This is a genomic window from Pseudomonas paraversuta (genome assembly GCF_904063065.1).
GTDB classification, from domain to species: Bacteria; Pseudomonadota; Gammaproteobacteria; order Pseudomonadales; family Pseudomonadaceae; genus Aquipseudomonas; species Aquipseudomonas paraversuta.
The window spans coordinates 357,114-383,318 of the sequence record NZ_CAJFCL010000004.1 but is presented as its reverse complement, the minus strand read 5'-3'; the positions used below and the strand labels follow the sequence as shown (position 1 = coordinate 383,318).

The 26,205-nt window shown below is 59.4% G+C and carries 26 protein-coding genes and 1 tRNA gene; 12 read left to right on the top strand and 15 right to left on the bottom strand.

Features of this window, described 5'->3' with window-relative positions; genetic code table 11:
• Window positions 1-246: 246 nt before the first annotated feature.
• The 6 genes from JQ845_RS10590 to JQ845_RS10565 all read right to left on the bottom strand — a co-directional run bounded on the left by JQ845_RS10590 (window position 247) and on the right by JQ845_RS10565 (window position 5,544).
• Window positions 247-1,173 carry an alpha/beta hydrolase family protein gene (locus JQ845_RS10590; protein ID WP_408003745.1) on the bottom strand — a complete coding sequence of 309 codons (927 nt, stop codon included), beginning with the start codon at window positions 1,171-1,173 and terminating at the stop codon, window positions 247-249.
• Between the two features lie 8 nt (window positions 1,174-1,181).
• Window positions 1,182-1,652, bottom strand: coding sequence for a hypothetical protein (locus JQ845_RS10585; RefSeq protein ID WP_003438556.1), 471 nt, complete (start codon window positions 1,650-1,652; stop codon window positions 1,182-1,184).
• A gap of 165 nt (window positions 1,653-1,817) precedes the next feature.
• Window positions 1,818-1,893, bottom strand: a tRNA-Phe gene (locus tag JQ845_RS10580).
• A 104-nt stretch (window positions 1,894-1,997) separates the two neighbouring features.
• The gene (locus tag JQ845_RS10575; protein ID WP_203008964.1) at window positions 1,998-2,270 is read right to left on the bottom strand and encodes an oxidative damage protection protein; all 273 of its coding nucleotides are present in this window, start codon (window positions 2,268-2,270) and stop codon (window positions 1,998-2,000) included.
• On the bottom strand, window positions 2,267-3,334 hold the full coding sequence (gene mutY / locus JQ845_RS10570) for an A/G-specific adenine glycosylase (protein WP_203008963.1): 1,068 nt from the start codon (window positions 3,332-3,334) through the stop codon (window positions 2,267-2,269). The genes JQ845_RS10575 and mutY overlap by 4 nt, the downstream gene beginning before the upstream one ends.
• Window positions 3,331-5,544 carry an AsmA family protein gene (locus tag JQ845_RS10565; protein ID WP_203008962.1) on the bottom strand — a complete coding sequence of 738 codons (2,214 nt, stop codon included), beginning with the start codon at window positions 5,542-5,544 and terminating at the stop codon, window positions 3,331-3,333. The genes mutY and JQ845_RS10565 overlap by 4 nt, the downstream gene beginning before the upstream one ends.
• A 294-nt stretch (window positions 5,545-5,838) precedes the next feature.
• Here JQ845_RS10565 and JQ845_RS10560 point away from each other — a divergent pair, with 294 nt between their 5' ends.
• The 7 genes from JQ845_RS10560 to JQ845_RS10530 all read left to right on the top strand — a co-directional run bounded on the left by JQ845_RS10560 (window position 5,839) and on the right by JQ845_RS10530 (window position 11,615).
• Complete coding sequence (locus JQ845_RS10560) at window positions 5,839-7,500, top strand: OFA family MFS transporter (protein WP_003438560.1); 1,662 nt, start codon at window positions 5,839-5,841, stop codon at window positions 7,498-7,500.
• 177 nt (window positions 7,501-7,677) lie between these two features.
• Window positions 7,678-8,271 carry an imidazoleglycerol-phosphate dehydratase HisB gene (gene hisB / locus JQ845_RS10555; protein WP_003438561.1) on the top strand — a complete coding sequence of 198 codons (594 nt, stop codon included), beginning with the start codon at window positions 7,678-7,680 and terminating at the stop codon, window positions 8,269-8,271.
• Window positions 8,271-8,909: an imidazole glycerol phosphate synthase subunit HisH gene (gene hisH, locus JQ845_RS10550; RefSeq protein WP_203008961.1), complete on the top strand. Its 639-nt coding sequence runs from the start codon at window positions 8,271-8,273 to the stop codon at window positions 8,907-8,909. The genes hisB and hisH overlap by 1 nt, the downstream gene beginning before the upstream one ends.
• Entirely contained in the window at window positions 8,909-9,166 is a 258-nt protein-coding gene (locus tag JQ845_RS10545; protein WP_003438564.1) for a DUF2164 domain-containing protein, read from the top strand. Before hisH ends, JQ845_RS10545 begins: the two co-directional genes overlap by 1 nt.
• 111 nt (window positions 9,167-9,277) lie before the next feature.
• On the top strand, window positions 9,278-10,015 hold the full coding sequence (gene hisA, locus JQ845_RS10540) for a 1-(5-phosphoribosyl)-5-[(5-phosphoribosylamino)methylideneamino]imidazole-4-carboxamide isomerase (protein ID WP_003438566.1): 738 nt from the start codon (window positions 9,278-9,280) through the stop codon (window positions 10,013-10,015).
• Between the two features lie 10 nt (window positions 10,016-10,025).
• Window positions 10,026-10,796: an imidazole glycerol phosphate synthase subunit HisF gene (gene hisF, locus JQ845_RS10535; RefSeq protein WP_003438568.1), complete on the top strand. Its 771-nt coding sequence runs from the start codon at window positions 10,026-10,028 to the stop codon at window positions 10,794-10,796.
• 63 nt (window positions 10,797-10,859) lie between these two features.
• Window positions 10,860-11,615 (top strand): substrate-binding periplasmic protein, encoded by a 756-nt coding sequence (locus tag JQ845_RS10530; protein ID WP_203008960.1) that lies wholly within the window; start codon window positions 10,860-10,862, stop codon window positions 11,613-11,615.
• A gap of 130 nt (window positions 11,616-11,745) precedes the next feature.
• Here JQ845_RS10530 and JQ845_RS10525 read toward each other — a convergent pair whose 3' ends face one another.
• From JQ845_RS10525 to gpmI, 4 genes are all read right to left on the bottom strand, one after another.
• The gene (locus tag JQ845_RS10525) at window positions 11,746-12,528 is read right to left on the bottom strand and encodes a divergent polysaccharide deacetylase family protein (protein WP_003438572.1); all 783 of its coding nucleotides are present in this window, start codon (window positions 12,526-12,528) and stop codon (window positions 11,746-11,748) included.
• 1 nt (window position 12,529) lies between these two features.
• Window positions 12,530-13,843, bottom strand: a complete 1,314-nt coding sequence (locus JQ845_RS10520) for a S41 family peptidase (protein ID WP_003438574.1) — start codon at window positions 13,841-13,843, stop codon at window positions 12,530-12,532.
• 35 nt (window positions 13,844-13,878) lie between these two features.
• Window positions 13,879-15,165 (bottom strand): murein hydrolase activator EnvC family protein, encoded by a 1,287-nt coding sequence (locus JQ845_RS10515; protein WP_003438581.1) that lies wholly within the window; start codon window positions 15,163-15,165, stop codon window positions 13,879-13,881.
• A gap of 165 nt (window positions 15,166-15,330) precedes the next feature.
• Window positions 15,331-16,866 (bottom strand): 2,3-bisphosphoglycerate-independent phosphoglycerate mutase, encoded by a 1,536-nt coding sequence (gpmI, locus tag JQ845_RS10510; RefSeq protein ID WP_003438583.1) that lies wholly within the window; start codon window positions 16,864-16,866, stop codon window positions 15,331-15,333.
• A 148-nt stretch (window positions 16,867-17,014) separates the two neighbouring features.
• On the opposite strand from gpmI, the gene JQ845_RS10505 reads away from it, so the two are divergent.
• Genes JQ845_RS10505 through secB form a run of 3 tightly spaced genes read left to right on the top strand, consistent with a single transcriptional unit; the run spans window position 17,015 to window position 18,212 of the window.
• Window positions 17,015-17,428: a rhodanese-like domain-containing protein gene (locus JQ845_RS10505; protein ID WP_003438586.1), complete on the top strand. Its 414-nt coding sequence runs from the start codon at window positions 17,015-17,017 to the stop codon at window positions 17,426-17,428.
• Between the two features lie 2 nt (window positions 17,429-17,430).
• A complete protein-coding gene (gene grxC, locus JQ845_RS10500) occupies window positions 17,431-17,685 on the top strand; it encodes a glutaredoxin 3 (protein ID WP_003438589.1) in 255 nt (84 codons plus the stop codon).
• A gap of 41 nt (window positions 17,686-17,726) precedes the next feature.
• Window positions 17,727-18,212: a protein-export chaperone SecB gene (secB, locus tag JQ845_RS10495; RefSeq protein WP_003438592.1), complete on the top strand. Its 486-nt coding sequence runs from the start codon at window positions 17,727-17,729 to the stop codon at window positions 18,210-18,212.
• A gap of 148 nt (window positions 18,213-18,360) precedes the next feature.
• On the opposite strand, the gene JQ845_RS10490 is transcribed toward secB, so the two are convergent.
• On the bottom strand, window positions 18,361-18,816 hold the full coding sequence (locus tag JQ845_RS10490) for a tRNA (cytidine(34)-2'-O)-methyltransferase (RefSeq protein ID WP_003438595.1): 456 nt from the start codon (window positions 18,814-18,816) through the stop codon (window positions 18,361-18,363).
• On the opposite strand from JQ845_RS10490, the gene JQ845_RS10485 reads away from it, so the two are divergent.
• On the top strand, window positions 18,815-19,252 hold the full coding sequence (locus JQ845_RS10485; protein ID WP_010656316.1) for a hypothetical protein: 438 nt from the start codon (window positions 18,815-18,817) through the stop codon (window positions 19,250-19,252). The genes JQ845_RS10490 and JQ845_RS10485 overlap by 2 nt on opposite strands.
• A 407-nt stretch (window positions 19,253-19,659) precedes the next feature.
• On the opposite strand, the gene ntrC is transcribed toward JQ845_RS10485, so the two are convergent.
• The 4 genes from ntrC to glnA all read right to left on the bottom strand — a co-directional run bounded on the left by ntrC (window position 19,660) and on the right by glnA (window position 24,310).
• Window positions 19,660-21,093 (bottom strand): nitrogen regulation protein NR(I), encoded by a 1,434-nt coding sequence (gene ntrC / locus JQ845_RS10480; protein ID WP_010656315.1) that lies wholly within the window; start codon window positions 21,091-21,093, stop codon window positions 19,660-19,662.
• A complete protein-coding gene (gene glnL, locus JQ845_RS10475; RefSeq protein ID WP_003438604.1) occupies window positions 21,090-22,175 on the bottom strand; it encodes a nitrogen regulation protein NR(II) in 1,086 nt (361 codons plus the stop codon). The genes ntrC and glnL overlap by 4 nt, the downstream gene beginning before the upstream one ends.
• Window positions 22,176-22,399: 224 nt before the next feature.
• Window positions 22,400-22,687 (bottom strand): hypothetical protein, encoded by a 288-nt coding sequence (locus JQ845_RS10470; RefSeq protein ID WP_202211135.1) that lies wholly within the window; start codon window positions 22,685-22,687, stop codon window positions 22,400-22,402.
• A 216-nt stretch (window positions 22,688-22,903) separates the two neighbouring features.
• A complete protein-coding gene (gene glnA, locus JQ845_RS10465; protein WP_003438610.1) occupies window positions 22,904-24,310 on the bottom strand; it encodes a glutamate--ammonia ligase in 1,407 nt (468 codons plus the stop codon).
• Between the two features lie 333 nt (window positions 24,311-24,643).
• Between glnA and thiI the strand changes: the two genes are divergently transcribed.
• The gene (gene thiI, locus JQ845_RS10460; RefSeq protein WP_029612550.1) at window positions 24,644-26,098 is read left to right on the top strand and encodes a tRNA uracil 4-sulfurtransferase ThiI; all 1,455 of its coding nucleotides are present in this window, start codon (window positions 24,644-24,646) and stop codon (window positions 26,096-26,098) included.
• Window positions 26,099-26,205 lie beyond the last annotated feature (107 nt).

The following is a 26,205-nucleotide window of genomic DNA, read 5'->3' as shown; positions in this document are numbered from 1 at the left end:
TGGCGCTGTAGGAGCGAGCTTGCTCGCGAGCTTTTCAGTCCGCCAACAGCTCGCGAGGCAAGCTCGCTCCTACAGGTTTTTTGGCGTCCGGAGGGGGTGTTGTATGGCGCCGGGTACATCGTCCGCCAGCTCTTCCGGCTGTAACCATTACCGATATCTTCGGGGCTGATGCGCAAATGTGTGCGGGGCTGGCGCTGTAGGAGCGAGCTTGCCTCGCGAGCTTTTCAATCAGCCAACAGCTCGCTCCTACAGGTTTTTTTGCGTCCGGAGGGGCGGGTGTATGGCGCCGGGTACATCGTCCGCCAACTCTCCGGCCTGTAACCATTGCAGGGCAATCGGCCACAGGCTGTCCTGGAATCGGCTATGGAAATACGCGAAATGGCCGATCTCTGTTACACCGATATCTTCGGGGCTGATGCGCAAATGTGTGCGGGAGCTGGCGCTGAAATGGCTGAGCAGGCGCTCGATGGCCGCTACGGTGCCGAACGGATCGTCGCTAAGGCTGATGGCGAGGGTTCTGGCGCTTACTGAGGCAAAGGGCAGGGTGGCAAGCTGGCGAGCGCTGGGGAGTTGTCCGTAGTGCGTGCTGCAGGTCACCCAGTCCCGCACCACGCCTGCCGGGGTATCTTCGAGCCAGCCCAGGCGGGTACCGGGGAAAAAGCCGCAGAGCCGGGTGAGCAGCGGCATGACTCCGTGCCACTTGGCGAACATCTGCCAGCGCTGTGCCGGCGCATAGTCGCGCCAGCAGGCAAATTGCGCCCCCACTGTCACTACGTGGCGAATAACCGCTCCTGAGGCCGCCAGGCCCACTGCACAGCCGCCAAAGCTGTGACCGACCACATCGATCGGCTGGCCCGGGCATTCGCGCTGTGCGCGCTTGAGGAGGGCTTCAAAGTCCAGCGATCCCCAGTCCGACCATGAGGCCTTGAAGCCGCGCAGTGATCCTGTGCGCGAAGCCCCGATGCCGCGGTAGTCAAACAGCATCACGTCCATGCCATGGCTGAACAGATACTCGGCAAAGCGCGCGTAGTAGCTGCAGCGCACCGAAGTGGCGGCGTTGATGATGACGACGGCGCGCGTGGCATCCGCCGCGGGCTGGCGCCATTCAAGACCGCCCAGCAAGTAACCGTCAGCAGCAGGCTCGGTGAATGCCCGGCTGACAGGACGGGGCAGGGCAGCTGTCAGTGGGCGCTCCGGGTGCTGCGTTCCTGCAGCAGGCGCGAAGCTTCGACGTAGGCTTTGTGGAATGCCGGGGTTTCGATCCAGGCCACGGCACTGTCTTCATCGTCGCCATGGATGGCAATCCGGTACTCGATCAGCAGGCCCATCAGGAAGTCGGTCGCCGGTTCTTCTTCCTCTTCCGAGATCACCAGCTCCAGTACCGGGTATTGCAGGAACACCGTGCACATGGTTTGCAGGTTGATGGCTTCGGCGGCCTTCATGACCTGGAACAGATCGTCGTAATCGGCCGGGTCAAAGCCGTTGTCGAGGATGTCCTGGAAGTTGAAGGTGCTGAGGTCGATTTTTACGTCATCGAACGGATTGTCGATCAGGGTCGCAGCCGAAGCTTTGGCCGGTTTGCCGACGCGGTTCTGTTTGGCTTTGGATTTGGCCCGCTGCGCGTGCTTTTGCTGTTTCTTTGGCGTTGCCATGAAGGTGTGTCCTTTGCAGGCTGAGGAGAGGATTGAACCCCATCTCTTTGCAATCGCCAAGAGAGGTGGCGCCACCGGGTATAAATCGCGTCCAACAAAAAACCCGCACTAGGCGGGTTTCTTGTTTGCTTTGAGGTGGTGCGAACACCACATCAATGCTGAATGTGGTGCCCAGAGACGGAATCGAACCGCCGACACGGGGATTTTCAATCCCCTGCTCTACCGACTGAGCTATCTGGGCAACGGGGCGCATTAGAAGCCTTTTTCGATTATCCGTCAAACACTTTTTTGAAAAATATTTAACTATTACCGTCGCTTACGGGCCAAACCCAATAAAACCGGGGATTATTCGGTCGGCGGAACATAGCCTTCAGCTTGTGCGTATTCCTCGCCGCTGAAGAACTTATCCATTTCTCCCTGCAAATATTTTCGGTCTTCGGCGTTCATCATGTTCAAACGCTTCTCGTTGATGAGCAGCGTTTGGTGTTTTTGCCAGTCTGCCCATGCCTTGGCCGAGACGTGATCGAAAATGTCCTGGCCTTTGGAGCCCGGAAACGGAGCGCGCTCAAGAGCGGGCAGTTCTTCTTTGTACTTGCGGCAGATGATGGTGCGGGTCATGACGACTCTCCTGGATTCAATAGCTCGGCTGCGCGTTTGAGCAGCTTCTTGACCGGGGCGGCAAGGCCCAGGCGCGGCGGGGTGGCGAGGTTATACCAGAGCCAGTCGGCCTCGGCCACGTGATGGCCGGACTCTTCGACGTGGACCAGCCAGGGTTCGATGGCCAGCTGGAAATGGCTAAAGGTGTGGGTCAGGCCGGGCAGTTCCTGTTGCAGCCCCAGCGTCAGAGCGTGCTGCAGTGCCAGATGTTCGATGTCTTTAAGGTCATCCAGTTCGGGCAGGCTCCAGAGTCCGCCCCACAGCCCGGTTGAGGGGCGGCGGTACAGCAGAATCGCCCCCTGGGCATTGGCCAGCATTGGCATCAGGGTGCTTTTTTGCGGGATGGTCTTGCGTGGCTTGGGGATCGGGTAGCGGGTCTCCAGGCCCAGCAAGTGCGCTTCACAGCCGCTTTCGAGGGGGCACAGCAGGCAGCTGGGCTTGCTGCGAGTGCAAAGCGTGGCGCCCATGTCCATCATCGCCTGGGTATAGGCGTTGACCCGGTCCTGGGGAGTGAAGCGCTCTGCGGTGGCCCACAGCTGTTTGGCAACCTTGGGTTCGCCGGGATATCCCTCTTGCGCCGTATAGCGCGCCAGCACCCGCTTGACGTTGCCGTCGAGGATCGGTGCACGCAGGCCCATGCTCAGGCTGGCGATCGCACCGGCAGTGGACAGGCCAATGCCGGGCAGCTCCACCAGTTTTTCGACATCCCGCGGGAATTCGCCGCCATATTCAGCGACGACGATTTTCGCGGTCTTCTGCAAATTGCGCGCACGGGTGTAGTAGCCCAGCCCGGTCCACAGGTGCAGCACTTCGTCTTCCGGGGCGGCGGCCAGGGCCTGGACCGTAGGCAGAGAGGCCATGAACCGGTCGAAGTAGTTGAGCACAGTGCTGACCTGGGTCTGCTGCAACATGATTTCCGAGACCCATACCCGGTATGGGGTGATGCCCTGTTGCCAGGGCAGGTCGTGGCGGCCGTGGCGGTCATACCAGTCCAGTACCGCCACAGAAAATTGCTCGTCTCTCATCGGTTAAACAGCCCCTTGAGGGCGTTTTTGAGTTCCGGGCTGACCTTGTCGCCGAGTTTCTCTTCAAGCTTCTCGCTGATTTTATTGCCCGCCACTTTGGCGGCGACTTTGCCCAGGCCTTCCTTGTCCAGACGGCAGGCCTTGGCGCCCAGCTCCAGCGGACCGCGACAGCGCAATGGCAGTTCGATGCCGACAAAGTTCTTGCCGACCTGACACGCCGGGTCCGGCATGGCGCGGGTGTCGCCTTCAATGGTGATACCGATGCGGTAATCCATGCCCAGCACGCGCAGGTCGATGTCGCCATCACCTTTTACGCTCATGCCGGGAATGCGCACGATCATGTCCGGGTTGCTGGCCACGCCGTTACGGAATACCAGGCTGCCCTTGAGTTCCTTGAACGGAGTGTCTTTGCCCGGTGGCGTGCCGCTCAGGGTTTTGCGATTAAGCACGGAGATGCCTTTGCACAGCTGTTGTTCAAGGTTGGCGTTGAGCAGCACGCCGTTGTTGAGCACAAAGCTTGCCGTGCCGTTGAGGCTTTGAACCAGTGCGTTCTGGTTGTCGCCGCTGCCTGTAACGTTGCTGTTGAGGGTCAACAGGCCGGTCACCGGCGGTTTTTGACCCTGGCTCTGGAGGATTTTTTCCACCGGTACGTTGTTGATCCGGGTTTGCAGGTTGGCCAGTGGCAGCATCGGACGTACATCGAGGCTGCCGTTGGCGGCGAACGTGCCTTTGTAGAGGTTGCCGCTGAGGTTCTGCAGAGTGAGCAGGCCGTCTTTGCTACTGACCTTGAGGGCTGCGTTCTGGATCGGCAGTTTCGTTACGGTCAGCTGGCCAAAGCTGAGATCGGCATCCAGGTCCAGTTTCTTGAGGCGCGTGACAGGAATGATCCTGGTCGTGCTCCAGCCGCTTTTGGTTGGAGCCTCTGGCAATGGCGTATCGCCTGATGCGGCCAATGCGCCGGCTTCGTTGCCTTGCACTTCTGTTTTACGTGCGGCGCTGGCGCTGCTGGCCTCGGCCGATTTGGGCGGCAGGTAGCGATCAGCGTCGAACGTGTCGCCTTTGAGCTGAATGCGCAGGGCTTGTTTGGCGAAGTCTTCAATGGCGATACGGCCGGTGAAGCTGCTGTCATCGACTTTCAGGTTGAGTTCGTCGAAGGCCAGGCTGCTGGGGCTGCCGGAGAGGCGGCTGACCAGTTCGACTTTGCTCAGGCTACCCGGTGCCATTGGCGGCAGAGTGTGGCCGATGCTGTCGAGGAAGGTGGCCAGGTTGAGCTGGGCAATCGACACGCCACCGCTGATCTGTGGCGTGCTGTCCAGATTATTGGCCTTGAGTTCACCCAGGGCGCGCAGTTGGTTGGCTGATATCTTCAGGCCGCTCCATTCGGCGACGTTGGCTGCCAGATCCACCAGTATCTGCCCTTGGGCAGCGAAGGTCATGGTCTTGCCTTGCAGCGGCTCGCCTGAGGCTTCGCCCACCACTTTCAGGTCTTCGATCTGATAGCGCTTGAGCACACGGTCAAACCGCAGCTTGCCGTCGACTTCGGTTTTGACCCGCATCACCGGCTTGTTGGTGCCCAGAAACGCAGTGAGTTTGACCGGGGTGCTGGTGGCTTCGTGAACCGGGCCGGTACTCAACTGGATGCTTTCGGCGCTGAATTGCTGGCCGTTTTGCTCATCGTTGTACTCAACCCGGGCGTTGTTCACGGTCAGGCTGTCGATATCCAGTTTCAGCGGCTGGCTGACGCTGTCCGGCTTGCTCACGGTTTCAGTGCTGGCGACCGGGGTCTCGGTACTCACGCCCGCAGGTGCCGGCTTGCCGATGTCCTGCCAGTTGCCGTGGCCGTCCTTGTCCCGGGTCAGGCGCAGGTTCAGGCCTTCGACCCGCACATCGCTCATCTGCACTTCTTTGCGCAGCAGTGGCAGTACGCGCACTGACAGACCCAGCATTTGCAGGTCGGCAAAGGGTTTGTCAGGTGCCGCCAGGGTGGCGACGCTGGCGTCGTGCAGTTCCAGACCGAGCCAGGGGAAGAGGCTCCAGCCGATGTCGCCATTGAGCGTGAGCTCAATGTGGGCTTTGTCGCGGGCTATCTGGCGGATCTCGTCTTTATAGTCGTTGGGATCGAACAGATGGCTCAGAGCAAAGCCCAGAGCCACGATGATCAGCAACAATCCGAGAAGCACCAGACCCAGGATTTTGCCGAACGCTTTCATGGGCGAGTCCTTGTAAGTCTGAGTGAAGGGAAATTTTAAAGTTGGTCGCAGAGTATAGCGTCACGGGCAGGCCGACTGGGGGTGGATAGTGCCGGATCGGTCCGCTGAGCAAACACGGCATCAGCGTGGGCATTTTCCTGTGTTCAAGTGGTAATCTTCGGCTGTTTTTCGGGCCTTCTGCGGCGCATTGTCGCGCCTTGAAATGAATCCTACAAAAAATGACTCGTGCTACAGGGCACCAAAGTCGGGGGTTCCGCGCGTCCGGGGAGCACTTCATCCATGGGGGAAACAATAATGAGTACCAGCACCGCTGAAGGCAGTCTTGCCTCAAAGCCTGCGTTCCTGTCAAAGGAGCGCATCATCGCCAGGCCCGGTTTCAACCGCTGGCTGGTTCCGCCGGCCGCCTTGGCCATTCACTTGTGTATCGGCATGGCCTACGGGTTTTCCGTGTTCTGGCTGCCGCTGTCCAAAGCCCTGGGCGTGACTGCGCCAGTGGCTTGTGCGCCGGACATGAGTTTTATCGCCCAGGTGTTCTCTTCGCAATGTGACTGGCCGATCTCCATGCTCGGCTGGATCTACACCCTGTTTTTCATCTTCCTCGGCTGCTCGGCAGCTGTATGGGGCGGCTGGCTTGAACATGCCGGGCCGCGCAAGGCCGGTGTGGTTTCGGCATTGTGCTGGTGTGGTGGCCTGCTGGTTTCCGCACTGGGCATTTATACCCACCAGATCTGGCTGATGTGGCTGGGCTCGGGGGTAATTGGCGGTATCGGTCTGGGTCTGGGCTATATCTCGCCGGTGTCGACGCTGATCAAGTGGTTCCCGGACAAGCGCGGCATGGCGACCGGCATGGCGATCATGGGTTTTGGCGGTGGCGCCATGGTGGGCGCGCCGTTGGCCGCTGCGCTGATGGGCCATTTTGCCGGCCCGGACGGCGTGGGCGTGTGGCAGAGCTTTGTAGTCATGGCCGCGATTTACTTCGTGTTCATGATTGGTGGTGCGTTGTCGTACCGCGTGCCGCCTACCGGCTGGAAGCCTGAGGGCTGGACTGCGCCGGCGAAAAAAGCCGCCAATGCGATGATTACCCAGCGCCATGTACATGTGAGTGTTGCCTGGAAAACCCCGCAGTTTGCACTGGTGTGGCTGGTGCTGTGCCTGAACGTGTCTGCCGGTATCGGCATTCTGGGTATGGCTTCACCGTTGTTGCAGGAAGTGTTCGCGGGCAAATTGCTGGGTAATGACCTGACATTCAGCCAGCTGGATGCGGCGCAGCTGGCGCAAATCGCGGCGATTGCGGCCGGCTTTACCGGTCTGTTGAGCCTGTTCAACATTGGCGGGCGCTTCTTCTGGGCTTCGTTCTCCGATTACCTGGGGCGTAAAAACACCTACTTTGTGTTCTTTGCCCTGGGTTTTGCCTTGTATGCGCTGATTCCGAACCTGGGCCATCTGGGCAACGTGTCACTGTTTGTGGCCGCGTTCTGCATCATCCTGTCGATGTACGGCGGCGGCTTTGCCACAGTGCCGGCTTACCTGGCGGATCTGTTCGGTACGCAGATGGTGGGGGCGATTCACGGTCGGCTGTTGACTGCGTGGGCTGCGGCAGGTGTGCTGGGGCCGGTGCTGGTCAACTATTTGCGTGAGTACCAGCTCAGCATCGGGGTCGAGCGTGCGGCGGCCTACGACATCACCCTGTATATCCTCGCCGGCCTGCTGGTGCTGGGCTTTATCTGCAACTTGCTGGTACGCCCGGTGGCTGACAAGTACTTCATGACTGACGCGCAACTGGCGGCCGAACAGGCGCTGGGGCACGACAAGGGCGCCGATGCCAGCACCTCGCTGGAGTGGAAAGCGGCCTCCGGCAGTCTGCCGCTGGTCATCGCCGCCTGGCTGGCAGTGGGCATTCCGCTGCTGTGGGGCGTGTGGGTGACAGTGCAGAAGACTGCGGTGTTGTTCCATTAATACCGCTGCCTGACCCGCAGGAACGAGCGTGCTCGCGAGCTTTTAAAGGGCTCGCGAGCACGCTCGCTCCTACCGAATGACTCAGTCCGTCAGTCATATTCCCTTCCATGTTTCTGTTTGCCTGACCCGTGCCTATAATGGCCACCTTTTTCGCCCAATGATTTTGCGGAGCTGGTGATGGCCGAACGTAAGGCGTCAGTCGAGCGCGATACTCTGGAAACCCAGATCAAAGCCTCGATCAACTTGGATGGTACCGGTAAGGCCCGATTCGATATCGGCGTTCCTTTTCTTGAGCACATGCTCGACCAGATCGCCCGACACGGGCTGATCGACCTGGACATCGAGTGCAAAGGCGACCTGCATATCGACGATCACCATACCGTCGAGGATGTTGGCATTACCCTGGGCAAGGCCTTCAGCCAGGCCGTCGGCGATAAAAAAGGCATGACCCGTTACGGTCACGCCTACGTGCCGCTGGACGAAGCGCTGTCGCGCGTGGTCATCGACTTTTCGGGCCGTCCGGGCCTGCAAATGCACGTGCCATACACCCGCGCCACCGTGGGCGGCTTCGATGTCGATCTGTTTCAGGAGTTCTTCCAGGGCTTCGTGAACCACGCCAACGTCAGCCTGCACATCGACAACCTGCGCGGCACCAACACCCACCACCAGATCGAAACCGTGTTCAAGGCATTCGGCCGCGCGCTGCGCATGGCTGTCGCGCTGGACGAACGTATGGCCGGGCAAATGCCGTCGACCAAGGGCGTGCTCTGATGCAGACAGTGGCGGTGATCGATTACGGCATGGGTAACTTGCACTCGGTGGCCAAGGCGCTGGAGCACGTTGGCGCCGGGAAGGTACTGATTACCAGCGATGCCAATGTGATTCGCGAAGCTGACCGCGTGGTGTTCCCCGGTGTGGGCGCCATTCGGGATTGCATGGCCGAAATCCGTCGCCTGGGTTTCGACTCGCTGGTGCATGAAGTCAGCCAGGACCGTCCTTTTCTCGGGATTTGCGTCGGCATGCAAGCCATGCTCGACAGCAGCGAAGAGAACGGTGGGGTTGATTGCATCGGCCTGTTTCCCGGTCAGGTGAAGTTTTTCGGCAAGGATCTGCACGAAGACGGCGAGCACCTCAAGGTGCCGCACATGGGCTGGAACGAAGTGCAGCAGAAGGTCGATCACCCTCTGTGGCATGGTATCCCTGACATGTCGCGCTTCTATTTCGTCCACAGCTACTACATTGCGGCGGGCAATCCTCGCCAGGTGGTCGGTGGCGGGCACTACGGCGTCGATTTTGCGGCCGCGCTGGCTGACGGCTCGCGTTTCGCGGTGCAATTCCATCCAGAGAAGAGCCATACCCACGGCTTGCAACTGCTGGAAAATTTCGCGGCCTGGGACGGACGCTGGTAATGGCGCCTCGCAAGAAGCCGCCGATTCTCACGCTCACCCCCGAGCAAGAGAACGAAGCCAACAGCAAGATCAAACGCTTTATGCAGGACCGCTTCGAACTGGACCTGGGTTCATTTGAAGCGGCTGAAATCCTTGAACTGTTCACCCGCGAAATCGCGCCGCATTACTACAATCGCGCGATTTTCGATGTGCAGACGCACCTCAAAGAGAGGTTCGAGAGCATCGAAAGCGACCTGTGGGCACTCGAAAAGAATTGAGTCAGTTGCAAGTTCCAGGCTTCAAGCTGCAAGTTAGGGGCAAGATCGCACTCCGCTCTTTCTTGCAGCTTCAAGCTCAACGCTTGCAGCTCTTTTGACGAAGGAAAAAGCATGCTGATTATCCCCGCTATCGATCTTAAAGACGGTGCCTGTGTACGTCTGCGCCAGGGCCGTATGGAAGACTCCACCGTGTTCTCCGATGACCCGGTGAGCATGGCCGCCAAATGGGTAGAGGGCGGTTGCCGCCGCCTGCACCTGGTTGACCTGAACGGCGCCTTCGAAGGCATGCCGGTCAATGGCGAGGTGGTGACTGCCATCGCCAGGCGCTACCCGCAGTTGCCGATCCAGATCGGTGGCGGCATCCGCTCGCTGGAAACCATCGAGCATTACGTCAAGGCTGGCGTCAGCTACGTGATTCTGGGCACCAAAGCCGTGAAGAACCCTGAGTTTGTGGCTGAAGCCTGCCGCGCCTTCCCCGGCAAAATCATTGTCGGCATGGACGCCAAGGACGGCTTCGTCGCCACTGATGGCTGGGCTGAAGTGAGCACCATTCAGGTCATCGACCTGGCCAAGCGTTTTGAAGCTGACGGCGTATCGGCCATCGTTTATACCGACATTGCCAAAGACGGCATGATGCAGGGCTGCAACGTGAGCTACACCGCGGCCCTGGCAGCAGCCACCAGCATTCCTGTGATCGCTTCGGGCGGTATCCATAACCTGGGTGATATCAAAGCCCTGATGGACGCCAAAGCGCCCGGTATCGTCGGTGCCATCACCGGCCGTGCGATTTACGAAGGCACCCTGGACGTGGCTGAGGCGCAAGCCTTCTGCGACGCCTACAAGGCCTGAGGAGAACGGCATGGCGCTGGCCAAACGCATCATCCCTTGCCTGGACGTGGATAACGGCCGGGTCGTCAAGGGCGTCAAGTTCGAGAACATTCGCGATGCCGGTGACCCGGTGGAAATTGCCCGTCGCTATGACGAGCAGGGTGCCGACGAGATTACCTTTCTCGACATCACTGCCAGCGTCGACGGCCGTGACACCACGTTGCATACCGTCGAGCGCATGGCCAGCCAGGTGTTTATCCCGCTGACCGTGGGCGGTGGCGTGCGTTGCATTCAAGACATTCGCAACTTGCTCAATGCCGGTGCCGACAAGGTCTCGATCAATACTGCAGCGGTGTTCAACCCCGAGTTCGTGGGGGAGGCGGCGCAGCATTTTGGTTCCCAGTGCATCGTGGTGGCGATTGATGCGAAGAAGGTTTCCTTGCCGGGCGAAACCCCGCGCTGGGAAATCTTCACCCATGGCGGGCGCAAGCCGACCGGGCTCGATGCAGTCGAGTGGGCGATGAAGATGGAAGGCCTGGGGGCCGGTGAGATCCTGCTGACCAGCATGGATCAGGACGGCATGAAAAGCGGCTTCGACCTGGGCGTGACCCGTGCCATCAGCGATGCGCTGGGTATTCCAGTGATCGCTTCGGGCGGTGTCGGCAACCTGCAGCACCTGGCGGACGGCATCCTCGAGGGCCATGCCAGCGCGGTACTGGCGGCGAGTATTTTCCACTTTGGCGAATACACCGTGCCAGAGGCCAAGGCCTACATGGCTGAGCGCGGGATTGTGGTGCGCTAGGCACTGGACAGCATGGCGGGCCCACGGCACTCTTGGGCACGCCATGGATTTAGGTCGTCTGTCATGTTCAAACCTTTGTTGCTCGCTCTCGCCACTTCTGCCCTGTGCCTGACGAGTGCTGTTTTTGCAGCTGATACTTCGCGTTACTCGCTGGTGCTGCTGACTGAAAACTTCCCGCCGTACAACATGGCCAAGAACGGCAAGAACTTTGCCCAGAACCAGAACCTGGAAGGCATTGCCGTCGAAGTTCTGCGCGAAACCTTCAAACGGGCCGATATCGGTTACAGCATGACCCTGCGTTTCCCCTGGGAGCGCATCTATCACCTTGCCCTGGATAATCCCGATTATGGCGTGTTCGTCACGGCCCGGATCCCCGAGCGCGAAGCCTTGTTCAAATGGGTCGGGCCCATCGGCCCGGATGACTGGGTGTTGCTGGCCCGGGCCAATAGCCCTATTACCCTGACCTCCCTTGAGCAGGCCCGGCAGTACAAGGTAGGCGCCTATAAGGGTGATGCCATTGCCCTGGCCCTGGAAGAAAAAGGGATGGCGCCGGTGATTGTGCTGCGCGATCAGGACAACGCCAGAAAGCTGCAGGCCGGTCAGATTGACCTGTGGGCCACAGGTGATCCGGCAGGCCGATTTTTGGCGCGTCAGGTAGGTATTTCGGGGTTCAAGACCGTACTGCGTTTCAATCAGGCGCAGCTTTATCTGGCGTTGAATAAAGAGGTGCCGGATGAGGTGGTGGTCAGGTTGCAGAAGGCCCTGGATCAGTTGCGGGCCGAAGGTGTGGTTGACAAGATCAGCGACAAATACCTCTGAGCCTGACCTGACCTGACCTGATCTGATCTGTAGGAGCGAGCTTGCTCGCGAGCTTTACATTGAAGAGCTCGCGAGCAAGCTCGCTCCTACAGGGAGGTAGGTAGGGTGGAAAGCAGGGAGGGCAGGGGGCTTAGCGGTAAACCCCGTCCTTGCCGTGTCCGGCCATGGCCTTGTTGCTGCGCACGCCGATCATTTGCCTGATATCGATCCACTCAATGCCCTGGGCCTTGAGCTTGGGCAATTCGCGTTCAAGTACGGCAAGGGTCTGGGGGTAGGGATGACCGATCATCACTGCCGATCCTTGTTTATGCGCCAGCTTGATCGCAGTTTGCAGTTGAACGGCAATCGCCTCTTCGGTCCGCACATCGTCCAGAAATACATCCCGCGACACGCTGGCCAGGCCAATCTTCTGCGCCTGGGCCGCGGCGACCGTCTGGGCGCTGGTGCGGCTGTCGACGAAGAACTTGTGCCGTTGCTGCAGGTTTTCCATCAGCCAGGCCATGGCCTGTGGCTGTGAGGTCATGCGGCTGCCCATGTGGTTGTTGATTCCACTGGTGTAGGGCACGGCCTTGAAGGCAGCCTCGAGGCGCTTTGCCAGTTCGTCGATCGGCAAGTCGGGGTGCCAGGCAAACGGGCCGGTCGCCGGGTCCATGGGCATGTGCAAGATGACGATCTTGCCGGCCTTGTGGGCTTCACGGGCAAATTCGGCGGCATGGGGGGTGTCGGGCATCACGGCGGTGGTGACCGGGCCGGGCAACGCCAGCACGCGGCGGTCCCGTGGCAGGTTTTGCCCAAGGTCATCAATGATCAGGCTCAGGTAAGCCTTGTGCGGTGTTGCGGCCGGGCTGGCCGGCGCCGCGTGGGCGGCACCGGTCAGGCAGCAGAGCAGGGCAAGCAGCGACGAAAAACGCATCTCAGTTGCCGCGCGTAATGCTCAGGCCTTTGAGCAGGCTCAGGGCCTGGCTCAGCTGGAAGTCGTCATCCTGCGGCATCGGCTTGGCTTTGGGGCCAGAACCGCTGGGCTTGTCTGCACCGCCGTTACCGTTGCCGAGGTGACCTTGCAGGTCGGCCTCTTTGTAGTACTCGGTGTCTTGCTCGCGGGTAATCTTGGCGCGGCTGACTTCGATGTCCGGCACGATGCCCTGGGCCTGGATCGAACGGCCGTTGGGGGTGAAGTACAGCGCGGTGGTGATCTTCAGTGCGCGGTCATTGTTCAGCGGCAGTACGGTTTGCACCGAGCCTTTGCCGAAACTGGTGGTACCCATCACCACGCCACGTTTCTGGTCCTGCAGGGCACCGGCGACGATTTCTGATGCCGAGGCGCTGCCGCCGTTGATCAACACCACCAGCGGAACGCCCTCGCTCAGGTCTTTGCCGGTCGCGGAGAAGCGCAGCTCGGAGTTGGCGATGCGGCCTTTGGTGTAAACGATCAGGCCCTTGGTGATGAAGTGATCCACCACTTCAACGGCCGATTGCAGGACTCCGCCCGGGTTGTTGCGCAGGTCGAGAATGATGCCCTTGAGTTTTTTGTTGCCGTTGTCCCGACGCAGCTTGGACAGCGCGGCGGCGACTTCTTCGCCGGTCTTGACCTGGAACTGGGTAATGCGGATATAGCCGTAGCCGTCTTCAAGCAGCTGGCTCTTGACGCTTTTGACCTGAATGTTGGCGCGGGTCAGGGTCACGTCGAACGGCGTGCCGCCATTACGCACCAGGGTCAGGGTGATTTTCTGACCGATCTTGCCGCGCATCAGGTCGACCGCCTCGGTCATGCTCAGGCCACGGGTGGGCTGGCCGTTGATCTTCACGATAAAGTCGCCGGCCTGAATCCCGGCCTTGCTCGCCGGGGTGTCGTCGATTGGCGAGACGATCTTGATATTGCCGTCTTCGGAGCCGACTTCGATGCCAAGCCCGCCGAATTCGCCGCTGGTGCTCTCTTGCAGCTCGGCGAAGTCTTCAGGGCCCAGGTACGCGGAGTGCGGGTCAAGGTTGCTGAGCATGCCCTTGATGGCGTTTTCGAGCAGGGTCTTGTCATCCACAGGTTCAACATACGCAGCCTTGATCCGGTCCATGACCTCGGCAAATGTGCGCAGCTCGTCCAGCGGCAGTGGCGCCTTGGCGCTGTTGGCAGGCACCGGATGAGCAGCCGGCTCGGCAGCAAATGCCAGAGGCGAGCCGATCACCAGAGCGATCATCAGGGCCAGCGAGTTGAGGCGGGACAAATGCTGCATGTTGAACGAACTCCTACGTTTTAAAAGTGATGGGCTCATCCTTGAGCGCGACACCATTGTGCAGGGTCGCTGGGGCGGCCCTGCTGACGAATAGCAAAATACAGTGCGGGGGTCGCCTGACCACCGCTGTTACCGACGGTAGAAATCACCTCTCCGGCTTTAACGATATCGCCGGCCGACTTGAGCAGTGTCTGGTTGTGGCCATACAGGCTCAAGTAGCCGTTGCCGTGGTCCAGAATCACCAGCTGGCCGGCGCCGCGGAGCCAGTCGGCAAACACTACGCGACCACCATGTACCGCATGCACCGGGGTGCCTGCACCGGCGCTGATCATCACCCCGTCCCACTTGGTACGGGCATCATCACCACGGCTTTCACCGAAGCGCGCAAGCAATCGACCATCAACTGGCCATGGAAGTTTGCCCCGTGCCTGAGAAAAAGGTCCGCCGTAGGACACGCCGGCACTCGAAACCAGGGCGCCCGGCGTCGATTTGACCGGTTTGCGCGGGGCGTCGGTGGCAACCGCTTCAGCCTCCCGTTGACGTTTCTTCTCTGCTTCCTGCTGGGCAATCAGGGCTTTTTGCCGCGCTGCCTCGGCTTCACGGGCCTGGCGGGCGAGGGTCTCTTCAATGGTCTTGAGGACTTTAGCCAGATCGGCCTGATCCTGCTCGCGAGCCTGCAGCTTTTGATCGCGGTCTTTAACGTCGGAATTCAGTTTGGCCAGCACTTGCTGGCGCTCTGCGCGGACTTTATCCAGTGCGGCGCGCTGCTCATCGAGGCTGCTTTTCTGGGTCAGCAACTGGGCCTGTTGCAAGTTGATGTCGGCTTCGACATTGGCCAGTTGGCGCAGGGTTTCGTTGAAACTCTTGAGCTGCTCCAGGCGGGCCTGGCTCAGGTAGTCGTAATAGGTGAGGGTTCGGGCGAACTTCTCGGGGTTTTGCTGGTTGAGCAGCATCTTCAGGTATTCCTGACGTCCGCCCTGATAGGCGGCACGGGCCTGAATGGCGATCAGGCGTTGCTGTTCAAGTTTTGCGCTGTGGAGTTTTTTTTTCTCGCTATCTAGGCGCAGCAGCTCGCCTTCACTCTTTTTTAGTTCTTTTTGCAGGGTTTCTACCTGCTTCTCCAGCTTGCCGATTTCGGTTTCGGTACCGCGCAGGTCTTTTTGCACGCCGGATTGTTCTTGCTGAAGCTGGCCAAGGCGTTTTTTTAGCTCGCCAATGTCCTGGCGGGTAGCTTCCAGCTGTTGTTGGGTTTGTGCGCGCTCGTCGGCAAACGCCGGTTGGAGCAGGCATGCGAGGGTCAGGGCTATAAGGGCGCGAAGCATGGGGCGGGCGACACCTGGGGAACGGGACGGCCTAGTATGCCCGCCATCGTTACCTATAAGAAATGGATGGAAGTGAAATAGTAGCTGCAGATCCTGTACGCGAAATTCCTGCAGGAGCGAGCATGCTCGCGAGCCTTGAAAGCTCGCTCCTGCAGGTGCATGGCTTTAAGCGTCGAGCAAAATGCTCTTGCCGGTCATTTCTTGCGGCTGCGCCAGGCCCAGCAGCTTGAGCATGGTCGGTGCCACGTCGGCCAATACGCCACCTTCACGGACCTCGAATGCACGCTTGCCTACATAGATGAACGGGACCGGTTCACAGGTGTGGGCGGTGTGCGCCTGGCCAGTGGTGTCGTCGGACATCTGCTCCACGTTGCCGTGGTCGGCGGTGATCAGGGCTTCGCCACCGACCTTGTCCAGCGCTTCGACGATGCGGCCGACACAGGCATCCAGGCATTCAACAGCCTTGACCGCAGCATCGAATACACCGCTGTGGCCGACCATGTCGCCGTTGGCGTAGTTAACGACAATCACGTCGTAACGCTGGTGCTCGATGGCATCGACGATCCTGTCGGTGACTTCGGGTGCGCTCATTTCCGGTTGCAGGTCGTAGGTCGCCACTTTCGGCGACGGGATCAGAATGCGCTCTTCACCCGGGAACGGTTCTTCGCGGCCACCGGAGAAGAAGAAGGTCACGTGGGCGTATTTTTCGGTTTCGGCAATGCGCAGCTGGGTTTTGCCGTTTTTCGCCAGATAGTCGCCGAGTACGTTTTCCAGGCTGCCGGGAGCAAATGCGCTAGGCGCCGGGATGCTGGCGGCGTATTGGGTCAGCATCACGAAGCCGGCCAGTTTCGGCTGGCGTGCACGTTCGAATTCCTTGAAATCGTCTTCAACGAATACGCGGGTCAGTTCGCGGGCCCGGTCGGCACGGAAGTTCATGAAGACCACGGCGTCGCCGTCTTCGACCTTGACCGGCTCACCAATGGTGGTGGCTTTGACGAATTCGTCGCTCTCGCCACGGGCGTAGGCAGCTTCCAGGCCCTCCTGGGCGGTGGCGGCGTTGAACTCGCCCTTGCCGTCGACAATCAGGTTGTAGGCCTGGGATACGCGGTCCCAGCGGTTGTCGCGGTCCATGGCGAAGTAGCGCCCGATCAGGCTGGCGATACGGCCTTTGCCCAGGGCCTTGAAGGCCGTGTCCAGCAGTTCGATGGACGAACCTGCACTTTTTGGCGGAGTGTCGCGACCATCGAGAAACGCGTGCAGGTAGATTTTTTCGGCGCCGCGCTTGAAAGCCAGTTCGGCCATTGCCACGAGGTGGTCCTGGTGGCTGTGAACGCCGCCTTCGGACAGCAGGCCCATGATGTGCACGGCCTTGTCTGCAGCCACGGCTTTGTCGACCGCGGCGCAAATGGTCGGGTTCTCGAAGAACTCACCGTCGCGGATCGACTTGGTGACGCGGGTGAAATCCTGATACACCACGCGGCCGGCGCCGAGGTTCATGTGGCCAACCTCGGAGTTGCCCATTTGGCCGTCTGGCAGACCGACATCCATGCCCGAGCCTGAAATCAGGCCGTTTGGCATGCTCGCGCAAAGACGGTCGAGCACCGGTTTTTTGGCCGCATAGACGGCGTTGCCCTTGTGGCTTTCACTGTGACCGAAGCCATCCAGGATGATCAGGACCAAAGGTTTAGGCGTGGTAGTCATAGATCCCACTTGTGGCTGGTTTATTGGAAGGTGTGAAGAAGACGCGCAGTTTAAAGCGAAGTTCATGTGACGTCACCGCCGGGCGGGGTTTGGCCGACCAAGGCGGCTGTGTATACTGGCCCACATTTTACGACCCTGGAACCTTCTGATGGTTGAGCACCTGATTGCATTTGCGACTTCTCACTACCTGCTTGTAGGCGCGTTTGTCATCCTGTTGGCGCTGTTGATCGCCCACGAGATGAGCCGAGGCGGGCGCAGCATCAGCACGGGCGAACTGACCGGTCTGGTCAATCGCGACGAAGGCGTGGTGATTGATATTCGCCCGGTAAAAGACTTTGCCGCCGGCCACATCGTGGGTTCGCTGAATATTCCGCAAGACAAGTTGATGGCGCGCATTGCCGAGCTGGACAAGCACAAGGGCAAGACCATTATCCTGGTTGATGCCCAGGGCCAGCATTCAGGCTCCCACGCCCGTGAGCTGCTCAAGGCCGGCTACAACGCTGCCAAACTGTCCGGCGGCATTGGCAGCTGGCGCGCCGACAACCTGCCAGTGGTGAAGTAAAAATGTCCAAGGTCACCGTTTACTCCAGCGATTATTGCCCTTACTGCATCCGAGCCAAGGCTTTGCTTGAAAACAAGGGTGTAGCCTTTGAAGAAATCAAGGTCGACGGCAAGCCTCAAGTACGGGCCGAAATGGCTCAGAAGGCAGGTCGTACGTCGGTGCCGCAAATCTGGATTGGCGAGAAACACGTTGGCGGATGCGATGACCTGTTTGCCCTGGAGCGCGCAGGTAAATTGGATGCGCTGCTGAACGTCTGACTCTCATTCTCTATAAGCCCCAAGATCAACAAGGATCTGTGATGACTGACCAACAGAACACCGCTGCTGTTAGCGATGAAGACACCGCTCCACAATTTTCCCTGCAGCGTATCTACGTGCGCGACCTGTCGTTCGAGGCCCCTAAAAGCCCGGCGATCTTCCGTCAGCAGTGGGAGCCGAGCGTTGGCCTGGATCTGAACACCCGTCAAAAGCCGCTAGAAGGCGACTTCCACGAAGTGGTCCTGACCTTGTCGGTTACCGTGAAAAACGGTGACGAAGTGGCGTTCATTGCTGAAGTTCAGCAGGCTGGCATCTTCCTGATCAAAAACCTTGATCCGGCGTCGATGAACCACACTCTGGGCGCGTTCTGCCCGAACATCCTGTTCCCGTACGCCCGTGAAACCCTGGACAGCCTGGTTACCCGTGGCTCGTTCCCGGCGTTGATGCTGGCTCCGGTGAACTTCGATGCCCTGTACGCGCAAGAATTGCAGCGCATGCAGGAAGAAGGCAGCCCGACTGTTCAATAAACAGTCGATGCCCAATAAAAAAGCGCCTTGATGGCGCTTTTTTATTGCCCTTGTCCAAAGGCTATCTGTAGGAGCGAGCTTGCTCGCGAGCTTTTCCATGGGCCAACAGCTCGCGAGGCAAGCTCGCTCCTACAGGTTTTTTTGCGTATTACTTGAAGTCCAGCTGGCGCCAGGCCTCGTACACAGCCACGGCCACGGTGTTGGACAGGTTCAGGCTGCGGCAACCTTCACGCATCGGTAGACGCAGGCGGTGGTCGCCGTCCAGCGCATCCAGCACTTCTGGCGGCAGGCCCCGGCTTTCCGGGCCGAAGATAAAGGCATCACCTTCGGCAAACCGGGCGTCGTGGAACGGCCGTGAACCTTTGGTGGTAAAGGCGAACAGTCGCGGATGGCCCAGGCTTTCGAGGCAACTGGCCAGATCGGCATGGCGCTTGAGCGGCGCGTACTCGTGGTAATCGAGCCCGGCCCGGCGCAAGCGCTTGTCGTCCAGCTCAAAACCGATAGGCTCGATCAAATGCAGGTGGCAGCCGCTGTTGGCGCACAGCCTGATAATGTTGCCGGTATTCGGCGGAATTTCTGGTTGAAAAAGGATGACGTGAAACATGCACGGCTCCGAACTTAAAGATAGGCAGCATTCTACGCCTGAAGAAGACCCGCGACCGAAACTATGGCCACGGGTTTTAGGTTCTTTGGTGATAGTCGGTGTAATGGTGGGCATGATGATCGGGCGTTTGACCGCGCCTGTGCCGGTTGAGCTGCAGCAAGTGGAGGTGTTGCCCGGTGCGCTGGTGGTGTGGTTCAGCGATGAGCCCAAGCTGCATGGCGAGCTGGTTGATGGCACGTTGGGGTTGCTGTTCGATGCCAGGGGCAAGCCGCAGAACGGCCAGTTAAAGCTGGGTGACAAGGTGGTGAACTGGCGGCTACGGCATACCGATGGCGGGTTGCTGCTGACCTTGGTGGCGGCCCGTGCGCTGCAGGGCGACTGGGCCGGAGCGTCCCGGGACGGGCGCTGGCGACTGCAGGTAAACCTGCGGGAGTAATAAAAGAGGGAATTGCGGCCTGCCTGTACCGGTTCCCCAAAATCGTTGTGCGCCTCGATGCATAAGGCATCAAGGCTGCGGGTGTAAAAGTGGGGAGTCTTGACCTGCCTGTATCAAGGTCCCCTAAAGCGTTATCAGGGTTATTGCAGGGTGCATGCCAGTTCTGGTTTTTCTGCCTGATTTTTTTCCTTGATATGCAAAAGCCCCGGAATCCGGGGCTTTTCTGGGACTGCTGTTTTGGGTTGTCGATGTTGCTGTAACCATTGATCCAGAGCTGTGCACACAAATAGTGCGTGTTGCCTGAAGCTGGTGCGGTCCTGCAGGAGCGAGCTTGCTCGCGATCGTTCAGGCCGATCACAGGGGTGCCATCGCTGGCCAGCCGGCTCCCCCATCATCGCGCCGCCGAGTCATGCCTCGTCGCTGTCATCCTCGTCGCTATCAATCTTCATCCCCAGCTCCTTGATCTTGCGGGTCAGGGTGTTGCGGCCCCAGCCCAGCAGCACGGCTGCATCGCGACGACGGCCTGCGGTGTGCTTGAGGGCGGTCTCGATCATGATCCGTTCAAACGTCGGCACGGCACTGTCGAGCAGGTTGGACTGACCCCGGCCCAGCGCCTGATCAGCCCACTGACGCAGGGCCTGTTCCCAGTTGGTGACCGGCGACGTGTCCTGCTGCAGGTTCAGCAGCTCGGGTGGCAAGTCGCTGATATGCACTTCGCGGCCCGAGGCCATCACCGTGATCCAGCGGCAGGTGTTCTCCAGCTGGCGCACGTTGCCCGGCCATGGCAGGTTTTTCAGGTATTGCTCGGTCTCGGCCTTGAGCAGCTTGGGCTCGACAGACAGCTCTTGCGCGGCGCTGCTGAGAAAGTGGCGGGTCAGGGTCGGGATATCCTCGCGACGGTCCGACAGGCGCGGGATATGAATGCGGATCACGTTCAGACGGTGGAACAGGTCTTCACGGAATTTGCCGGCCTGGACCAGGGTTTCGAGGTTCTGGTGGGTGGCGGCAATGATCCGCACATCGACCTTGACCGGCGTATGACCGCCGACCCGGTAGAACTCGCCATCGGCCAAGACCCGCAGCAGGCGCGTTTGGGTGTCGGCGGGCATGTCGCCGATTTCGTCCAGAAACAGGGTTCCGCCATCGGCTTGCTCGAACCGGCCGCGCCGCAGGTTGGCGGCTCCGGTGAAGGCGCCTTTCTCGTGGCCGAACAGCTCGGACTCCATCAGGTCCTTGGGGATGGCCGCCATATTCAACGCAATAAAAGGCGATGCTGCGCGCGGACTATGGCGATGCAGGGCGTGGGCCACCAGCTCTTTACCGGTGCCCGACTCGCCATTGATCAACACCGTGATGTTGGAGTGGCTAAGCCGGCCAATGGCGCGAAACACCTCTTGCATCGCCGGGGCTTCACCGATGATTTCCGGCGTGCGTGCCAGCGCTGGAGGGACGGCCAGGCCTTGTTGTTCCTGGGCGTGCTGGTTGGCACGCTTGACCAGGGACACGGCTTCGTCGACGTCGAACGGCTTGGGCAGGTATTCGAACGCGCCGCCCTGATAGGACGCCACCGCACTGTCGAGGTCGGAGTGGGCGGTCATGATAATCACGGGCAGGCGGGGGTGCTGTTCGCGAATCTTGGCCAGCAAGTCCAGACCGCTGGCGCCGGGCATGCGAATGTCCGAAATGATCACGTCGGGCTGCTGGCGGGCGAGGCGGCTCATCACCCCGTCGGCGCTGTCGAAACTTTGTGTGGTCATGCCTTCCTGTTGCAAGGCTTTTTCCAGGACCCAACGGATAGAACGGTCGTCGTCGACGATCCACACGGTTTCACTTCGGCTCATGTCGATGCGGCTCCTTGTTCCAGTGGTAGAAAGATCGAGAAGAGTGTGTGGCCGGGGTGGCTCTCACACTCGATCAATCCCTGGTGCTGACTGATGATGTTCTGGGTAATGGCCAGTCCCAGCCCGGTGCCGTCAGGGCGGCCGCTGACCATTGGAAAGAACAGAGTGTCTTGCAGCTCGGGGGGGATGCCCGGGCCGTTGTCGATAATTTCGATTTTGGTCACCAGTCGATGGCGGATATGGCCGATGGTGAACTGGCGCATGGCCCGGGTACGCAGGCTGATGCGGCCCAGGCGCAGCTCGTTCTGGCTGCCAATGGCCTGCATGGCGTTACGTACAATATTGAGTACTGCCTGAATCATCTGTTCACGGTCGATCAGCAGGTCGGGCAGGCTCGGGTCGTAGTCGCGCACCAGCGTGATGCTGCCCTGTGTTTCGGCCTCGACCAGATTGCACACCCGCTCCAGCACTTCATGCACATTGGTCATGGCCAGCGATGGCAGCTTGTTGGAGCCCAGCATGCGATCTACCAGATTACGCAGGCGATCGGCTTCTTCGATGATGACGTTGGTGTAGTCCCGCAGGCTTTCATCGGGTAGCTGGCGGGCCAGCAACTGGGCCGCCCCGCGAATGCCGCCCAGCGGATTCTTGATTTCATGGGCCAGGCCGCGCACCAGCATCTTGCTGGTTTCCTGCTTGGACAGCTGGGCTTCTTCCTTGGTGATGCGCAGCAGCCGGTCGCGGGGGTGCACTTCAAGCAGCAACATGGTGCTGCCGTGGCTCAGGATCGGGGTCACGGCGTAGTCCACCGTCAGGTTCTGGCCGGTGAGCGAAGTCAGCATGGCTTCGCGCTTGGTGAACGGGTGCGCTTGCTCAACCGCCTGGCGCAGCGAGTGCAAGGCTTCGGTGGACTCAGTGAACAGTTCACTGATGAATTGCCCATGACTGCGTTGGCCACTGATGGCCAGCAGCATTTCCGCCGCCGGGTTCATGTACTCAAGACGCAGGTCGGCATTGAGCAGCAGTGTGGCTGTGGTCAGATTATCGAGTAGCAGTCGGTGCAGGGCATCACTGATGGTCATGGGCCGATCCCGGATTGCATGCGCGGGTGAGGCGCTGAGACTAGGAAAATGCAAAAAACAAACCAAGGCTCCGAAAAGAAGCGTTATTCGCCTGAAATAGGGGGTTGCAGCCCTTTTAGATGGCGTTTATGCGCTTGGAGTGAGTCGTTTTGAACCAAATTGGGCTGGCAAGTGTGTCTTCGCTCTGTTGTTGCACCAATATAGTGCAGATTTGCTGAATAGATTCAGTTCTCTGCGAGACGGTCTTGTACCGCCTGACGATGCGGGTCGCGATCAGGTTTGATCGCTGGCCCGGGCGCTTGTTCGGGCAACAGCATGGAGGAGGGGATCAAGGTCGACGAATACTTGAATGCTGCGATCCGGTTTGCGGGTTGCACGGATATCGGCTCTGCCTGGACTCCTGCCAGGGGTACGTTGCTGAAGATCAAGCTGGCGTTGTCGGGGGCCTGGCGATAGACCTGCGCGCCAGCCGGGTGGGCAAAAACAAGCAGCAACAGTACTTTCGGCATCATCGCAGGCCGCCATTCCGTGGGAAGAAAAGGCGGTCATTCTGGGGCAGTGCTGATGGCTTTAATGCAGGACGGGGCCTTTATCGGCCGGGTCAATGGCAGCCGTTCCTGTCGGAATTTTTGTGGTCGCGCAATCGGCCAGGGATAAAGCGCCGGGCATAAAAAAGGCCTCCCGAAGGAGGCCTCTTGGTAACGCCTGCACGGGCAGGCGTTGCTGGATCAGCAGCTGTAGTACAGCTCGTATTCCAGTGGGTGTACAAAGGTGCGAACCTTGATTTCTTCTTCGCTTTTCAGTGCGATGTAAGCGTCGATGAAGTCGTCGCTGAAAACGCCGCCTTTGGTCAGGAACGCACGACCTTTATCCAGCTCTTCCAGGGCTTCTTTCAGGCTGCCACAAACCTGCGGGATCTCTTTGGCCTCTTCAGGCGGCAAGTCGTACAGGTTTTTGTCAGCTGCGTCGCCCGGGTGGATCTTGTTCTGGATACCGTCCAGGCCAGCCATCATCAGTGCTGCGAAGCACAGGTACGGGTTGGCTGCCGGGTCCGGGAAACGTGCTTCGATACGGCGCGCCTTAGGGCTCGACACGTAAGGAATACGGATCGAAGCGGAACGGTTGCGAGCCGAGTAGGCCAGCATTACCGGAGCTTCGAAGCCTGGTACCAGACGCTTGTAGGAGTTGGTGGCCGGGTTGGTGAAGCCGTTCAGGGCCTTACCGTGCTTGATGATGCCGCCGATGAAGTACAGGGCGGTGTCGGACAGGCCGGCATAACCTTCGCCTGCGAAGGTGTTCTTGCCATCTTTGGAGATGGACATGTGAACGTGCATACCCGAGCCGTTATCGCCGTACAGAGGCTTGGGCATGAAAGTAGCGGTACGGCCGTAGGCGTCTGCCACGTTGTGTACGCAGTACTTCAGGGTCTGAACTTCGTCAGCCTTTTTCACCAGGGTGTTGAACTGCACGCCGATTTCGTTCTGGCCGGCAGTTGCCACTTCGTGGTGGTGCACTTCGATGACCAGGCCCATTTCTTCCATGGCGTTGCACATGGAGGTACGGATTTCGTGGTCGTGGTCGAACGGAGGAACCGGGAAGTAGCCGCCCTTGATACCTGGACGGTGGCCACGGTTGCCGCCTTCCACGTCCTGGTCGGACATCCACGAACCTTGTTCGGAGTAGATCTTGAACATGGAACCGGAGATGTCGGACTTGAACTTCACTTCGTCGAAGATGAAGAACTCTGGCTCCGGACCTACAAATACGGTGTCGCCGATACCGGTGGACTTCAGGTATTCCTCGGCACGGGTGGCGATGGCGCGCGGGTCGCGATCGTAGCCTTGCATGGTCGAGGGTTCGATGATGTCGCACACCAGAATCAGGGTTGGCTGTTCGGTGAACGGGTCCAGAACGGCAGTGCTGTCGTCCGGCAGCAGAATCATGTCGGACGCTTCGATGCCTTTCCAGCCAGCAATGGAGGAGCCGTCGAACATTTTGCCGTCGGTGAAGAAGTTTTCATCCAGCGCATCACGGGCCGGCATGGTCACGTGGTGCTGAGTGCCTTTAGTGTCAGTGAAGCGCAGATCAATCCACTTGACGTCATGATCTTTGATGAGTTGAACCGACTTCGACATAGTGTCCTCCGGGGTGGCTTCGGGCTAGGTAGTGGAGAGCCCGTTAAAGGTGGTTGATGCCGGCGCGAATACTCTGCCAAGGCAACCTGCCTCACAAGGGAGCAAATTGCATGCCAGTGCCCCGACTTGGGCGTAATGCCCCAATCTCAAGCAGATAAGGGTCGCAGACTACCGATTAAGGCGTCTTGCCGCACTCAAATGAAGCGAAAACCGACGCTTTTGACCTGTTTTGGTGCATCGAAAACCGTTTGTACGATAACTGGTTAAACCTTGAGCAATTTCCGCTATAATCCGCGCCCCCCTTTTTTGGCAGGCTGCTCGCGCGCTGTTTTCATGAAACTAATCGTTAAAGTCTTCCCCGAAATCACTATTAAGAGCCGTCCGGTTCGGATGCGTTTCGTCCGCCAATTGGCTAAAAACATCCGCGCTGTGCTCCGCGATCTGGACCCGGCTGTGGTGGTGACGGGCGTGTGGGACAACATCGAGCTGCAAACGCGCGTGACCGACCCCAAAGCCTTGAAGGAGATGACTGCGCGCCTGAGCTGCATGCCGGGCATCACGCATTTCCTGCAGGTCGACGAGTACCCGTTGGGTGACTTCGATGACGTGGTCGAGAAGTGCAAACTGCACTTCGGCGATGCGCTGGCAGGCAAGATTTTTTCCGTGCGTTGCAAACGCGGCGGCAAGCACCCGTTTACCTCGATGGAAATCGAGAAATACGTCGGCAGCAAGCTGCGTCGTGAATGCGGTGCGGCAGGAATCGACCTGAAAAAACCGGAAATCGAAGTCCGCTTCGAAATTCGCGACCAACGGTTGTTTGTGATTCACAGCCAGCACGACAGCATCGGCGGTTTCCCGCTGGGCTCGCTGGAGCAGACCCTGGTGTTGATGTCCGGTGGTTTCGACTCCACCGTTGCCGCCTACCAGATCATGCGCCGCGGCCTGATGAGCCACTTTTGCTTCTTCAACCTCGGCGGGCGTGCCCACGAACTGGGCGTGATGGAAGTCGCGCACTATATATGGAAGAAGTACGGCAGCTCCCAGCGCGTGCTGTTTGTCAGCGTTCCTTTCGAAGAAGTTTTGGGGGAAATTCTCGGCAAAGTCGATAACAGTCATATGGGCGTCATTTTGAAGCGTATGATGTTGCGCGCTGCAACCCGTATCGCTGAGCGGCTCGATATCGAAGTGCTGGTTACCGGTGAAGCGATTTCCCAGGTTTCGAGCCAGACCCTGCCCAATTTGTCGCTGATCGACTCGGCTACTGACAAATTGGTTCTGCGTCCGCTGATCGCTAGCCACAAGCAGGACATCATTGATCAGGCGGTTGAAATCGGTACGGCCGATTTTGCCAAGCACATGCCTGAATATTGCGGGGTGATTTCGGTCAACCCCAAGACCCACGCCAAACGCAACCGCGTGGAGTACGAAGAACAACAGTTCGATATGGCCGTGCTCGAGCGTGCGCTGGAGCGGGCCAAACTGGTGCCGATTGATCGGGTGATCGATGAGTTGGGCCAGGACTTGCAAGTCGAAGAAGTCAGCGAAGTGCTGGCGGGCCAGATCGTGATTGACATCCGTCACCCGGATGCTCAGGAAGATCAACCGCTGGAACTGGCTGGCATCGAAGTACAAGCGTTGCCGTTTTATGCTTTGAACAGCCGCTTCAAGGAACTGGATGACACCCGTCAGTACCTGTTGTATTGCGACAAAGGCGTGATGAGTCGCCTGCATGCTCACCATTTGCTCAGTGAGGGGCATGCCAATGTGCGCGTTTATCGACCGAGCTAAGAGCCCGGGGCTGTATGCCTGTGGCCTGCGTCACCGGCCCCCCGACGCCGAGGTCAAGTTGTAACGGCTTGACCTGACTCTACTGTTAATCGCTGCCACGACCTGTC

Excerpts from the sequence above, each read along its gene's own strand:
- JQ845_RS10530 (WP_203008960.1), top strand. The coding sequence starts at position 10,860 with ATGTTCAAACCTTTGTTGCTCGCTCTCGCCACTTCTGCCCTGTGCCTG.
- JQ845_RS10560 (WP_003438560.1), top strand. The coding sequence starts at position 5,839 with ATGAGTACCAGCACCGCTGAAGGCAGTCTTGCCTCAAAGCCTGCGTTC.
- hisH (WP_203008961.1), top strand. The coding sequence starts at position 8,271 with ATGCAGACAGTGGCGGTGATCGATTACGGCATGGGTAACTTGCACTCG.
- JQ845_RS10565 (WP_203008962.1), bottom strand. The coding sequence starts at position 5,544 with ATGAAAGCGTTCGGCAAAATCCTGGGTCTGGTGCTTCTCGGATTGTTG.
- JQ845_RS10490 (WP_003438595.1), bottom strand. The coding sequence starts at position 18,816 with ATGTTTCACGTCATCCTTTTTCAACCAGAAATTCCGCCGAATACCGGC.
- JQ845_RS10470 (WP_202211135.1), bottom strand. The coding sequence starts at position 22,687 with ATGATGCCGAAAGTACTGTTGCTGCTTGTTTTTGCCCACCCGGCTGGC.
- secB (WP_003438592.1), top strand. The coding sequence starts at position 17,727 with ATGACTGACCAACAGAACACCGCTGCTGTTAGCGATGAAGACACCGCT.
- JQ845_RS10515 (WP_003438581.1), bottom strand. The coding sequence starts at position 15,165 with ATGCTTCGCGCCCTTATAGCCCTGACCCTCGCATGCCTGCTCCAACCG.
- thiI (WP_029612550.1), top strand. The coding sequence starts at position 24,644 with ATGAAACTAATCGTTAAAGTCTTCCCCGAAATCACTATTAAGAGCCGT.
- JQ845_RS10585 (WP_003438556.1), bottom strand. The coding sequence starts at position 1,652 with ATGGCAACGCCAAAGAAACAGCAAAAGCACGCGCAGCGGGCCAAATCC.
- hisB (WP_003438561.1), top strand. The coding sequence starts at position 7,678 with ATGGCCGAACGTAAGGCGTCAGTCGAGCGCGATACTCTGGAAACCCAG.
- hisF (WP_003438568.1), top strand. The coding sequence starts at position 10,026 with ATGGCGCTGGCCAAACGCATCATCCCTTGCCTGGACGTGGATAACGGC.
- JQ845_RS10485 (WP_010656316.1), top strand. The coding sequence starts at position 18,815 with ATGCACGGCTCCGAACTTAAAGATAGGCAGCATTCTACGCCTGAAGAA.
- glnL (WP_003438604.1), bottom strand. The coding sequence starts at position 22,175 with ATGACCATCAGTGATGCCCTGCACCGACTGCTACTCGATAATCTGACC.
- hisA (WP_003438566.1), top strand. The coding sequence starts at position 9,278 with ATGCTGATTATCCCCGCTATCGATCTTAAAGACGGTGCCTGTGTACGT.
- ntrC (WP_010656315.1), bottom strand. The coding sequence starts at position 21,093 with ATGAGCCGAAGTGAAACCGTGTGGATCGTCGACGACGACCGTTCTATC.
- JQ845_RS10545 (WP_003438564.1), top strand. The coding sequence starts at position 8,909 with ATGGCGCCTCGCAAGAAGCCGCCGATTCTCACGCTCACCCCCGAGCAA.
- JQ845_RS10520 (WP_003438574.1), bottom strand. The coding sequence starts at position 13,843 with ATGCAGCATTTGTCCCGCCTCAACTCGCTGGCCCTGATGATCGCTCTG.
- glnA (WP_003438610.1), bottom strand. The coding sequence starts at position 24,310 with ATGTCGAAGTCGGTTCAACTCATCAAAGATCATGACGTCAAGTGGATT.
- JQ845_RS10505 (WP_003438586.1), top strand. The coding sequence starts at position 17,015 with ATGGTTGAGCACCTGATTGCATTTGCGACTTCTCACTACCTGCTTGTA.
- JQ845_RS10575 (WP_203008964.1), bottom strand. The coding sequence starts at position 2,270 with ATGACCCGCACCATCATCTGCCGCAAGTACAAAGAAGAACTGCCCGCT.
- JQ845_RS10525 (WP_003438572.1), bottom strand. The coding sequence starts at position 12,528 with ATGCGTTTTTCGTCGCTGCTTGCCCTGCTCTGCTGCCTGACCGGTGCC.
- gpmI (WP_003438583.1), bottom strand. The coding sequence starts at position 16,866 with ATGACTACCACGCCTAAACCTTTGGTCCTGATCATCCTGGATGGCTTC.
- grxC (WP_003438589.1), top strand. The coding sequence starts at position 17,431 with ATGTCCAAGGTCACCGTTTACTCCAGCGATTATTGCCCTTACTGCATC.
- mutY (WP_203008963.1), bottom strand. The coding sequence starts at position 3,334 with ATGAGAGACGAGCAATTTTCTGTGGCGGTACTGGACTGGTATGACCGC.